The sequence below is a fragment of the Pseudomonas sp. H2_D02 genome, from assembly GCF_054677635.1.
On sequence record NZ_CP162816.1, the window covers coordinates 5,156,695 to 5,168,842 of the forward strand.

General features: G+C 60.3%; 13 protein-coding genes. All 13 read right to left on the minus strand.

Annotation, left to right across the window (positions count from 1 at the left end):
* Nucleotides 1-8: 8 nt before the first annotated feature.
* A complete protein-coding gene (gene araG, locus AB4N42_RS23550; protein ID WP_407683847.1) occupies nucleotides 9-1,553 on the minus strand; it encodes an L-arabinose ABC transporter ATP-binding protein AraG in 1,545 nt (514 codons plus the stop codon).
* Nucleotides 1,554-1,628: 75 nt separating this feature from the next.
* Complete coding sequence (locus AB4N42_RS23555) at nucleotides 1,629-2,633, minus strand: substrate-binding domain-containing protein (RefSeq protein ID WP_030137722.1); 1,005 nt, start codon at nucleotides 2,631-2,633, stop codon at nucleotides 1,629-1,631.
* Nucleotides 2,634-2,807: 174 nt separating this feature from the next.
* On the minus strand, nucleotides 2,808-3,626 hold the full coding sequence (locus AB4N42_RS23560) for an SDR family oxidoreductase (protein WP_217861487.1): 819 nt from the start codon (nucleotides 3,624-3,626) through the stop codon (nucleotides 2,808-2,810).
* Between the two features lie 236 nt (nucleotides 3,627-3,862).
* Nucleotides 3,863-4,738 (minus strand): SMP-30/gluconolactonase/LRE family protein, encoded by an 876-nt coding sequence (locus AB4N42_RS23565; RefSeq protein ID WP_198798200.1) that lies wholly within the window; start codon nucleotides 4,736-4,738, stop codon nucleotides 3,863-3,865.
* Complete coding sequence (locus AB4N42_RS23570) at nucleotides 4,735-5,481, minus strand: FadR/GntR family transcriptional regulator (RefSeq protein ID WP_030137719.1); 747 nt, start codon at nucleotides 5,479-5,481, stop codon at nucleotides 4,735-4,737. The genes AB4N42_RS23565 and AB4N42_RS23570 overlap by 4 nt, the downstream gene beginning before the upstream one ends.
* A 291-nt stretch (nucleotides 5,482-5,772) precedes the next feature.
* Nucleotides 5,773-6,333 carry a DUF1285 domain-containing protein gene (locus AB4N42_RS23575; RefSeq protein ID WP_217861486.1) on the minus strand — a complete coding sequence of 187 codons (561 nt, stop codon included), beginning with the start codon at nucleotides 6,331-6,333 and terminating at the stop codon, nucleotides 5,773-5,775.
* 15 nt (nucleotides 6,334-6,348) lie between these two features.
* Nucleotides 6,349-6,954 (minus strand): DUF4823 domain-containing protein, encoded by a 606-nt coding sequence (locus AB4N42_RS23580; RefSeq protein WP_030137717.1) that lies wholly within the window; start codon nucleotides 6,952-6,954, stop codon nucleotides 6,349-6,351.
* A gap of 231 nt (nucleotides 6,955-7,185) precedes the next feature.
* Entirely contained in the window at nucleotides 7,186-8,154 is a 969-nt protein-coding gene (locus tag AB4N42_RS23585; RefSeq protein WP_030137716.1) for a GTP 3',8-cyclase MoaA, read from the minus strand.
* A 138-nt stretch (nucleotides 8,155-8,292) separates the two neighbouring features.
* Complete coding sequence (locus AB4N42_RS23590) at nucleotides 8,293-8,931, minus strand: TetR/AcrR family transcriptional regulator (RefSeq protein WP_030137715.1); 639 nt, start codon at nucleotides 8,929-8,931, stop codon at nucleotides 8,293-8,295.
* Nucleotides 8,932-9,315: 384 nt separating this feature from the next.
* Nucleotides 9,316-10,110 carry a TatD family hydrolase gene (locus AB4N42_RS23595; protein WP_030137714.1) on the minus strand — a complete coding sequence of 265 codons (795 nt, stop codon included), beginning with the start codon at nucleotides 10,108-10,110 and terminating at the stop codon, nucleotides 9,316-9,318.
* 11 nt (nucleotides 10,111-10,121) lie between these two features.
* Nucleotides 10,122-10,478, minus strand: a complete 357-nt coding sequence (locus tag AB4N42_RS23600; protein WP_030137713.1) for a PilZ domain-containing protein — start codon at nucleotides 10,476-10,478, stop codon at nucleotides 10,122-10,124.
* 40 nt (nucleotides 10,479-10,518) lie between these two features.
* Nucleotides 10,519-11,505 (minus strand): DNA polymerase III subunit delta', encoded by a 987-nt coding sequence (locus AB4N42_RS23605; RefSeq protein ID WP_258650028.1) that lies wholly within the window; start codon nucleotides 11,503-11,505, stop codon nucleotides 10,519-10,521.
* On the minus strand, nucleotides 11,498-12,130 hold the full coding sequence (gene tmk / locus AB4N42_RS23610) for a dTMP kinase (RefSeq protein ID WP_198798201.1): 633 nt from the start codon (nucleotides 12,128-12,130) through the stop codon (nucleotides 11,498-11,500). The genes AB4N42_RS23605 and tmk overlap by 8 nt, the downstream gene beginning before the upstream one ends.
* Between the last annotated feature and the right edge of the window lie 18 nt (nucleotides 12,131-12,148).

Genomic DNA, 12,148 nt, shown 5'->3' on the forward strand with positions numbered 1-12,148 from the left:
TTTACCTCTCAGTTCGCCGCGTCGGCAACGCGTTGGCGCGGCAGCGCCAGTTGCAGCAGGTTGGATTCGTTGGCCTGGTCGCGCGGCAGCTCGCCACGCATGGCCCCTTCGCAGAGCACCAGGATTCGGTCGGAAATGCCCATCACTTCCATCAGGTCACTGGACACCACAATCACCGCGATGCCCTCCGCCGCCAGGTTGTGGATAATCTGGTAGATCTCGGCCTTGGCACCGATGTCGATGCCACGGGTCGGCTCATCCAGCAGCAGGACTTTCATCGGCATCGACAGCCAGCGACCCAGAATCGCCTTCTGCTGGTTGCCGCCGGACAGGTACATGATTTTCTGGCTCGCCGCCGGGGTCTTCACCTTCAGCGACTTGATCTGCTTGTCGGCATTGCCGCGCTCCCAGTCACCACGCAATAGGCAGCCGAGCGCGGAATGAGCCGGACGAGCGCTGATGTTGATGTTCTCGCCCACGCTGCCCAACGGGATAATGCCTTCCTTCTTGCGGTCTTCCGGGCAGAGCAGCACGCCAGCGGCGATGGCATCGCGGGGCGAACGCAGTTTCAATTCCTTGCCGTGCAGCACCAGGCTGCCCTCGCTCTGGCGCTCCAGGCCACTGAGCAAGCGAAACAGCTCGGTACGACCGGCGCCGACCAGCCCGAACAACCCGAGGATCTCGCCCTTGTGCACCTGGAAACTCACCGGTTCGCGCAAGCCCGGCCCGAGCAGGCCCTTTACCTGCAACGCCACATCGCCGCGCTCCCGGGGACGATAGTCATAAATGTCCTGGATATCGCGACCGACCATGCACGTGACCAACTGATCATGGGTCAGCTCGCTCATGTTCTCGAAAGTACGGACATAACGCCCGTCCTTGAAGACCGTCACTGCGTTACAGATACGGAACACTTCCTCCATGCGATGGCTGACGTACAGCACCACTTTGCCCTCGTCCCGCAGACGGGCGATGATCGCCATCAACCGGTCGATTTCCCGGGCCGACAGGCTGCTGGTCGGCTCGTCGAAGGCGATGACATGGGCGCCACGGGACAACGCCTTGGCGATTTCCACCAATTGGCGCTGACCCAGGGACAGGCGACCGACTTTTTCCTGTGGGTCGATTTCGTCCGCCAGGCCTTTGAGCAGCGTCAACGCCTGCTGGCGCAGCACGCCACGATTGACCAGGCCGAAACGCGCCGGCAAGTGACCGAGGAACAAGTTCTCCGCGACGGTCATTTCCGGCACCAGGTGCAACTCCTGGTGAATCACCGCGACACCATTGGCGATGCTGTCGGCGGTGCCTTTGAAGGCCATCGTCTGCTCGCCGATCTGCAGATCACCGCTGCTCGGAATGTAGGCGCCACCGAGGATCTTGAGCAAGGTGGACTTGCCCGCGCCGTTCTCGCCCATCAAGGCATGCACCTGCCCCGGATGCGCGACGAAACTGATATTGGCCAGCGCCTGCACGCCGGGAAACGATTTACCGATCCCGTTGAATCGCAAGCTGCCACCGATGTTCTGTTGCTGTGCCGCTGTTTGCGCTTGCATAACCACCTCGAACTTACAGAGATCAAGCGACCCCGTCACGTGTGTGACCGGGGCCGCTTTTGAATCAACCGGCCATCAATTCCACAAGCCGATCTTTTCCAGCTCCTGCTTGAAGTTCTCCCGGGTGATCAGCGTCACCTCGTCCATGGCGGTGTACTTCGGCGGCTCCTTGCCGGTGGTGACCCACTCGTACATCATTTCGGCAGTCTTGTAGCCTTCGATGTGCGGGCTCGGCAGCATCGAACCGAAGAAGCCGCTTTCCGGTTTCTTCAGCTCGCCGATGGCGTCAGTGCCGTTGATACCAATACCGATCACGTTGGCCGCCTTGAACCCGGCCGCTTCGGTGGCACGCACGCCGCCCAGCACGGTGTTGTCGTTCATGCCGCCGATGATCAGGTTTTTCGCGCCGCTTGGCAGCTTCACCAACGCCGAGTTGGTGGAGTCCATGCTGCCGGGGACGTCGAGAGTTTTCAGGGCCGCGAAGAGGATGTGGTCTTTCGGCATGCCTGCATCTTCCAGAGACTTGACCGAACCGTCGGTGCGCTTCTTGCCGGTGTCCAGTTCGTTGAAGGTGTTGACCACCGCGTAGGTGTCTTTCCAGTCCCAGCCACGTTTTTTCGCTTCGGCCGCCATGGCGGCGCCTTGCTTCTGGCCCACCTCGAACGCAGCCATGCCCAGGTACGGCACGTCTTCCATGAACTTGCCCTTGGAATCGACAAAACGGTCGTCCACGGCAATCACCTTGAGATCATTGAGTTTGGCCTTGGCCATGATGGCCGGGCCGAGGGACACGTCCGGCGGGCAGATCACAAAGCCCTTGGCACCGTTGGCGGCCAGGCTGTCGATGGCCGAGAGGGTTTTCTCGCCGTCGGGCACGGCGATCTTGATCAATTGGAAGCCTTTGTCTTTGGCAGCTTTTTCAGCGAACGCCCACTCGGTCTGGAACCAGGGCTCCTCGGCCTGCTTGACCAGGAAACCGATTTTTACCGGATCGGCCGCCAGCAAGTGGCTGCTGAGGCTGACCGCGGTCACCGCCAGGGCGGCGCGACACAGGGAACGGATCCCACGACGATGTTTCATAGCTGACTCCTTGTTTTTTTTATTGAAAGCCAAACGTCCAGGGATCTGCTCCACGTGGGTGGAAACGCGCAGGCTGGTCGCTCAAATCGTGTTACTGCACAGCATAGGTCTAAATAGTCATATCGTATGATGATTGGATTACAGGCGAAGTTTCCTACCGCAATCCAAGAATGTTCAGTCGTGGTACATGACCGAACGTCCACCATCGATGGTGATGCATGAAGCATTGATAAACGGTGCTTCGTCACTGGCCAGGAATACGGCCGTCATCGCCACTTCGATCGGCTGCCCGATACGCCGTGGCGGGTGCAGATCCAGCGCGCGCTGGCGTTCGGCATGGGGATCGGCGAAGCCGTTCCAGTAGTCGATGTTCAGTTGCGTCTCGATGTAGCCCGGCGCGATGGCATTCACGCGCACGCCCTTGGGCGCGTACTCGATGCCCAGGGCGCGGGTCAGGCCCAGCAGCCCATGCTTGGCGACGGGATACGGGAAACAGCCAGGAATGATGTGGGACGAATGGGTCGAGGCAATGTTGATGATGCTGCCCACGCCCTGCTCGATCATTTGCGGCAATACCGCCTTGCAACCGTACCAGGCGCCATCCAGGTCGATGGCGAAGCAGCGGCGCCAGTCCTCTTCGGTCATTTCCAGCGGATCGCGGAACACATTGACGCCAGCGCAGTTCACCAGCACATCGATGCGACCGTGCAGTTCAACAGCCCGGCGGGCCATGGCGTGCAGATCCTGCTGGTTCGAAACGTCGACCTTCAGCGCCTGCACATCGGCGCCTTGTCCGCGCCAATGGGCGGCGACGGCTTCGACTTTTTCAGCCTGGATATCGCTGATCACCAGTCGTGCCTGTTGCGACGCGAATGCGGCCACGATTGCTTCGCCGATACCTTGGGCCGCGCCGGTCAGCAACACGACCTTGTCTTTCAGTCGCTGCCCTTTGGGAGGCTCGGGCACGGGCGGCAAGCACAGCACGTCAGCCATGAATCATGACTCCCGCAGGCAGGCACGACAAAAACCGGACATCCGTTGATGGCCGGCCTGACAGAGCCTGAACGAGGAGTTGTTCGCGGACGCCGCCAGGGCGTCCGGGAAAAGATTGATGCATCGCTTCACCTGTTTTGTTTTTTTAGTGTGAGTGCGTATTGCTGATGGAGCCGACTATAAACCCGACCGCCAAATAATCTCAATATATATATTTACATCCCATATTTTGGGATTTAACCAGCGAACCGCGTACAAGGCATGCCCGGCACATCGACGCGCATCGACAGCACCGCACCGTCCAGCGGATGACCGAGCGGACTGGCCGCACTGGTGATGTACAGCGTCTTGAGATCTTCCCCGCCGAATACACAACTGGTCGGGCGACTGACCGGCAGTTCTATCACCCGATCGACATGGCCGTCCGGATGCAACCGCAGCAGGCAACTGCCGTCCCAGCGAGCGTTCCAGACATAACCCCGTGCATCCATGGCCGAACCGTCCGGGCCGCCACGGGAATGGGGTCCGAACCAGACTTCAGCCGGCGCCAGCTTGCCATCGGGGTAAATGAAATGACGGTACAGCGTGCCGTCCAGGCTTTCGCCGAAATACACCGTCGTGCCATCGGGGCTCCATAACAGCGTGTTGGGAATACCCAGGCCGCGTAGCAACGGCATCACACGGCCATCGGTCCCGACACGGAACAGGCCGCCGGAACGCCGCTCGACAGGCAGGTCTTCGCCATGTTCACCGATGTTGTTCTGCATGGTACCGAGCCAGAGCTGGCCCAACGCGTCGCAGCGGGCTTCGTTGGCGCGGTTGCCAGGCTGTGGATCGGCCATGCACAGCAGCTTCAGGCGCGGCTCCAACCCTGGCGAATCGAGATCCAACCGATAGACACCACTGCTCAGCGTCACCAACGCGTCGCCGCTCTGGGTCGGGATAAACGCCGAGACGTGTTCGGGCATCTGCCAGATCTGCACGTTCGCGCCAATCAGCCGCAGCGCTTGCTTGCCGATGATATCGACCCAATACAACGCCTGCGTCGGCTCATCCCAGAATGGCCCCTCGCCCAGCTTCGCGCGGTGTTCTGTCAAAGCCGTCCACTTCATTGAAACCTCCTGTCCCCGGGTGCCCCGGCGTTATCTGGTCGACCGGCCATGACATTGGGATAAAAACGCTTGATGGCCAGGTCTGCGTTATCGATCAGGGTCATGCAGGCCCAGACGCCCCGCGTCGCATCCCGTGCGGCGATCGCCTCGGCAATGTCCTTGTGGATCGGCAAAGTGCGGCGCAGCTCGTCCGGGTCGGCCGCCGACACCTCGAACGAAACCGCCAGCAACGCGCCCAAGGCCGGAACCATTTGTTCGATGAATTGATTGTGGCTGGCGGCGAGAATGCATTCGTGGAAGAACTGGTCGGCGCGGTTGTAATCCGCGCCGCTGTCCACCGCCCGCTCCAAGGCATGATAGGCCACGCGGATCGCCTGCACCTGCTCGGCCGTCGCCCGTTCGCAGGCCCATCTCACGGCCATGGGTTCGATGGTGCGTCGCAGGTCCAGCAGGTCGTCGACGAAGTTTTCCGGCAGGCCACTGCGTGACAGCCAGCCGACTACTTGCGGATCAAACAGATTCCAGCGGCGCACCGGCAGCACCCGCGTGCCGACCTTCGGCCCGACCTCCAGCATGCCTTTGGCAACCAGCGTCTTGATGGCCTCGCGAATCACCGTGCGGCTGACGCCCAGTTGCTCGCCAAGGTCTGCTTCGACCTTGATGGTTTGCCCAGGCTTGACCTGGCCGGCGGCAATCCAGCCCCCCAGCCAATCGACGGTCGATGCGTGAAAACTGCTGGACATGAATACCCCGTGGGCGATTTTTTGTTAGGCGCCCACGCTAATCATCATACGATTGGGTGTCAATTTGAATTTTGCATACCACTGTGGGAGCGGACTTGCTCGCGAAAGCGGTGGGTCAGTTGTGAAGGTGTTGGATGTACCGACGCCTTCGCGAGCAAGCTCGCTCCCACAGGGTTTGGTGGCGCACACAGATATTGCAGGCACCCCAAATCCACTGTGGGAGCGAGCTTGCTCGCGATAGCGATCCTTCAGCCGACGCGGATGTTGGATCAACCCTCACTTCCACAAGGATCAGGGTTCCAGGCCGATGGGGAAGAACTCGCCACCACTCCACACGCCCAACCAACTCTGCCCGTCGATCTCGCGGCTGACCGCCAGCTCCACCAGTTGGTAGAACACGTTGCGATGGATCAAGGCCTCGAGGTTGCTGCGCACATGCACGTAGGGCGCCGGTTCCTGGGTCTGGGGATCGATCACGACGCGCATCGGATGTTCCGGGCCGGCTTCGGTGATTTCCTCGACATTGGTGGTGAAGCGCAACAACTGCGCTTCACCCTGCCCTTCGACTTCAAGAGTCACCGCCACGAACGGCGCGTCATCGACCTTGATGCCGACTTTTTCCACGGGAGTGATCAGGAAATAATCATCGCCGTCGCGGCGAATGATGGTGGAGAACAGCTTGACCATCGGCTTGCGCCCGATGGGCGTGCCCAGGTAATACCAGGTGCCGTCCCGGGCGATACGCATGTCGATGTCGCCGCAGAAGTCGGGGTTCCACAAGTGGACCGGAGGCAGGCCTTTGGTCTTGGGGATCTGCCCCAGCAGGTCATTGGCTTTTTGCGGTCCGCTCATGGTGTCTCCTTCTGTTTATTCGTCGCTCATCCCCAGCAGGCTGCGGGCGTACTCACGCAACGGCGTGGCGATGAGGTCTTGTGGCTGCTTGTCGTGCAACGTCAGCAAACCGCCACGGCTCTTGATGCGTGCAGTATCAATCAAATACTGGGTGCTGGTCTCGATCAACATGATTTGAATCACGCTGGTGTCGACGCCCAGGCGATCCACGGCCTCCTCATCCAGCCATTCGTCAGTATTGCCGATGCGGTTGTCGGCCTTGGCGAAGCGGGTGTAAAGCAGGTAGTGGGCGCCAGCAGCCCGCGCTTCGCCCATCGCCTGGTCGAGGCCTTCCGGGACTCGGGCGCGACGAACCATCGGGAAATATTCGATGAAACCGTTGAAGGCTTCTTCAGCCACGACGTTGGGCCGAGGATAGGCGCTGCCCGGCGGAGCAAAAGCGCCTTGGGCGATGTAGATGAAGGAATCCGGCTGGATGCGCAGGTTGTTCACGCGGCGGCTGTCGCTATGGTCCAGCAGGCCGGCATCGCTCATGTGATAACGAACGCCCTCCCCCATGTCGCTGACATTCATGCAGCCACCAAGCGTCAAAACGGTCAGCAGCAAAAACAGGCTACGCATCCTATCCTCCAAAAACCGGTGACGGAAAACCGGCGAATGGCCGTGGGATGCAGCTTTTGCGCCAGCTTGATGGGGGAATGGTTCATTATTCCTGTGGCGAGGGGATTTATCCCCGCTGGGTGCGAAGCGCCCCCAAAGGACAGAAATGTTCGACCTGATTCTCCGAGGCGATAGTTCCGGGGTGGCTGCGCAACCCAGCGGGGATAAATCCCCTCGCCACAACAGCCTTATTCAGCCACCGATGATTTTCATGATGGTTGCGCCACCGGAAAACGCCACTTCCTGCTTGTCCCCCAGCGCCTTGACCAGCAGACGCTGGAGCGCCGGCAAGGCTTGGTGACGAGGCTTGTCCAGCAGATCGCCGACGAAGTGACGGTTGCTCGACGACAGGCAGCCATGCAGCCAGCCGGTGGACGACAAGCGCAGTCGCGAACAGGTCCGGCAGAACGGCACGCTCTCGTTGGCGATCACGCCAAAATGGCCTAACCCCGGAATTTCGTAGCGCACGGCTGTCGCATCGACAGGCGCATCGGCCTGCAGGTATTCGTATTGCTCGCCAATCAGGCCCAGCAGTTGCTGGAGGCTGACGAACTGTTGCAGGAACGCATTGGAATCGCTGGCCAGGTGGCCCATGCGCATCAACTCGATGAACCGCAGTTCATAGCCACGTTCCAGGCAATACTCCAGCAACGGCATCACCTGATCGAGGTTCTGCCCGCGCAACGGCACCATGTTGACCTTGATTTTCATCCCGGCGGCCCGGGCTTGCTCCATGCCGTCCAGCACGGTCGCCAGGTCGCCGCCACGGGCGATGCTGCGAAACGCAGCAGGGTCGAGGGTGTCGAGGGAAACATTGATGCGACGGATACCGGCGTTTACCAACAACGGCAATTTCTTCGCCAGCAACTGACCGTTGGTAGTCAGGCTGATGTCTTCCAACCCCATCTGCCCCACCGCCGTCATGAAACTTTCGAGCTTGGGGCTGACCAGCGGCTCGCCACCGGTGATGCGCAACCGCTCGATACCGGCGGCTTCGATCAGATAAGCAACGCCTCGCGCCATGGCCTCGGCCGACAGTTCATCCTGCGCAGCCACCAGCCGCTTGCCGTCAGGCACGCAGTAGGTACAGGCGTAATTGCAGGCTGAAGTCAGGCTGATCCGCAAATTGCGAAAACGCCTGCCTTGACGGTCAACGATCATGGATCACTCCGGCGAAAGAAGAATCGAGTCCGAGAAAATTGACCTAGAAATCAAGTTTTCGCAAGACCCAAGCCTGAGTATATTCCTCGGGCACTGCGCCATGTAAGCGGACATGGCGCAATCAGGTAGCTGAATGCCTCAACTGCTCGGGACTTCCGGGTCGCGCTTGCGCTTGTTGCCCATGCGCACGCCGATGTCCATCAGGAACTGGAAGAAACCTTCCTGATCTTCGAGCACGTTGCTCCAGAACGGCGAGTGATACAGCGCCACCGCGCCATGTACCAATGCCCAGGCAGCGCAATAATGGAAATACGGCGGCACGTCTTCGAGCTTGCCTTCGCTGATCCGGCCCTTGATCAAGAGGGTCAGGCGATCGAAGTTCGAAGCGCGAATCTTGTGCAGCTCCTCGACCATCTCTGGCACCTGGTTGCCCTTGACCACCTTTTCTTCGAGGCGATCGAACAAGCGATAACGTTGCGGGTCGCGCATACGGAACTCGAAGTAGGCCCGGGACAGGGCTTCCTTGTCCTTGTCGACATCGGCCGAATGCAGGAGCTCGTTCAAATCGCGCTCGTAATCGAGCATCAGGCGCAGGTAGATCTCAGCCTTGGATTTGAAGTGTTTATAGATCGTGCCTTTGCCGATACCCACGGCATCCGCAATCATCTCGACGGTGACGCTGTCTTCGCCCTGGTCGAGGAACAACTTGAGCGCGGTGTCGAGAATTTCCTGCTCGCGGCGACGAAACTCACGGACCTTACGGGGTTCTTTGTGCATAAGAAAAAGGTCTGAAGGGTCAAAATTCGAAGCCCGGTATTATGCCTAACTTACGCAAAAATGCACGGATCATCCGTTCTGGGCCACAGATCTCAACAAAACCGCGCAAATCCGGCTCCTCCGTTTCAACTGATGCCTTATCGCAGCGCAGGCGTCAGGCACAATGAGAACCTATCCGAAGCGAACGTATTCCAAATTTGTTTAAAAACCAACCCGGTGAAACTGGACGCACTGCCATAGTGATCAATACTTGAACTGTCGGCGCGACATCTCCCCCAAGTGACGCGCCGATAAAGGTGCCAACGGACCGCGTGCCTTTGTTTTACTCCTAATGGTCTTAACCCGGATTCACCCCCCAGAACCCGGGTTTTTTTTGTCTCGGTTTCAGGCCATCGGCGAACGGACGCGCGCCAATGGGAACAGGCGCTTGAAGTTTTCCGTGGTTTGCTCCGCGAACCGGCCATAGGATTCCCCCCGCAACATCGCCAGGAACTCCGCCACTTCCCGCACATATTGCGGAAGGTTTGGCTTGCCGCGATACGGGATTGGCGCCAGGTAAGGCGAGTCGGTCTCGACCAACAGGCGATCGGCCGGCACCTTGCTGGCAACGTCGCGCAAGGCGTCGGCATTGCGGAACGTGACAATACCGGACAAGGAAATGTAATAACCCATGTCCAGCGCAGCCTTGGCCATGTCCCAATCTTCAGTGAAGCAATGCAACACACCGGCCTGGGGCAGCGCCGCGTCGCGCAACAGGGCCAAAGTATCGGCCCGTGCCCCACGGGTGTGGATAATCACCGGCTTGCCGGTCTGTCTTGCGGCTTCCAAGTGCAAGCGGAACGACGCCTGCTGTACCTCGGAGGCCTCCGGCTCGTAGTGATAATCGAGACCGGTTTCGCCGATGGCGACGACTCGAGGGTGGTCGAGTTCATGCAGCAGCCAGTCCAGGGCGGGCGTAGCATCGGGTTGTACGTCCAGCGGGTGGATGCCGACCGAACAATCGACATCCTCATAACGTTCGGCCAGGACCTTGACGTCGGCAGCGTTGTCGGCGCTGACGCCGATGCACAGGAAGTGTCCGACGCCCCGCTGGCGCGCGGCATCCAGCGCGGCATCCAGGGAACCGCCGTGGGCGGCAAGGTCGAGGCGATCGAGGTGGCAATGAGAGTCTACGAGCATAAGGGGCCAGGCTACATCGTATGGGTAGGACGGTCGGACTTGAGCGATCCGGCCAGGTGGGTTTCGATCTGATTGCGGGCCGAGTTGTCACCCTCGTTGAACTGCACGCCAACGCCGGCGGCCCGATTACCCTGGGCGCCCTTGGGGGTTATCCAGATGACCTTGCCGGCGACCGGTATCTTTTCCGCTTCGTCCATCAGGCTCAACAGCATGAACACCTCGTCGCCCAGGCGATAATTCTTGTTGGTGGGAATGAACAGGCCACCGTTCTTGATAAACGGCATGTAGGCTGCGTAAAGCACGGACTTGTCCTTGATGGTCAGGGACAGGATGCCGTTGCGTGGCCCGGGACTGACAGGTTCGTTCATGCTGATCTCCGCTGCGATTGAGCTGAGTCTAGTGCCTCTGTCAGGTACGACCAGGCAAACTCGCCCATTGCACCAACAGCGCCTCCAGCAGCAACACGCGATTGAGGTTCGCCTTGCTCAGCACCTTCTGACGTTGGGCAAGAATCCAGTCCTGAATGTTCAAGATTTTGTCCTGGCTGCTTTTTTGCGCCAGGTACTGGATCACCTTGCGCATATCCGGCAATCCGAGGCCGGCTTCGTCCTCGGTGAGCTGATAACGCAGGATCAGGCTCGACCAATCGCAGAACCAGTCGAACAACAGCAACAAGGGGATGGCGTTCCACCCCTCGGCCAGTTGTGTCGGCGATTGCTGCTGCTTGAGCAGCTTCTTCACGCCGTCCACGACCAGGGCCCGCTGCTCGCGCACGCCCTGGGCCTGGAGGCTGACCGCCGCCAGCGGCGAGCCGGCGGCCAGGGTCAGCAGTTCGACGCGCTCTTCATCGGAGCTGTCAGGCAAGGCCTTTGCCAGCCATTGCAGGCTCATTGCCTCGCTGGGCAGCGGACAGGCCTGCTGAACGCAACGGCTCTTGATGGTCGGCAGCAAACGGCTCGGCTGATGGCTGACCAGCAACAGCACGGTATCGCCGGAAGGCTCTTCGAGGCTCTTGAGCAAGGCGTTGGCGGCGTTGATGTTCATCGACTCCACCGGCTCGATCAGCACCACTTTGCGCCCGCCCATTTGCGAGGTCTGGACCACGAAGCTGACCAGGTCACGAACCTGGTCGACCTTGATCGCCTTGTCCGCCTCTTCCGGCTCCAGCACGTAATTGTCAGGATGGCTACCGGCCTTGAGCAACAGGCAGGACTTGCATTCACCACAGGCATTCGAGGCCGCCGGGGCCTGGCACAACAGGCTGGCCATCAGGCGTTCGGCCAGCGCTCGCTTGCCGATTCCGACCGGGCCATGCAACAGGTAGGCATGGGCGTGCTGGGCACGGCCGGCCAGTTGTTGCCAAAGGCCGTCCTGCCAGGGATAAGCTTCAGCCACGGGCACGCTCCAGCAAGCGCGGCAACAAATCCTCCAGCGATTGCTGGACCTGCCTCAACGGCTGAGCGGCATCGATCAACAGGTAACGCGCCGGATCAGCCTTGGCGCGCCCCAGGAAGGCATTGCGCACGGCGTTGAAGAACCCCTGCCCTTCAAGCTCGAAGCGGTCCAGCCGGCCACGAGCGCTTGCCCGTGCCAGGCCGATTTCAACTGGCAGGTCGAAAACCAGGGTCAGGTCGGGACGCAGGTCACCCTGGACAAAGGTTTCCAGCGTCGCGATGCGCTCAAGGGACAAGCCACGCCCGCCGCCCTGATAGGCATAAGTCGAATCGGTAAAGCGGTCGCACAACACGACAGCGCCGCGAGCCAGCGCCGGGCGAATCACCTCGGCCAAATGCTGCGCCCGCGCGGCAAACACCAGCAACAATTCGGTATCGGGATTCATGATTTCATCCGCCGGTGCCAGCAGCACCTCGCGAATCCGCTCGGCCAGTGGCGTGCCGCCCGGCTCGCGGGTCAGCACCACCTCGATGCCGGCAGCCCGCAGGCGTTCGGCCAGGTACTCGCGATTGGTGCTCTTGCCGGCGCCTTCCGGGCCTTCCAGTGTGATAAACAAGCCAGTCACGGGCGATCCTTAGTCAAA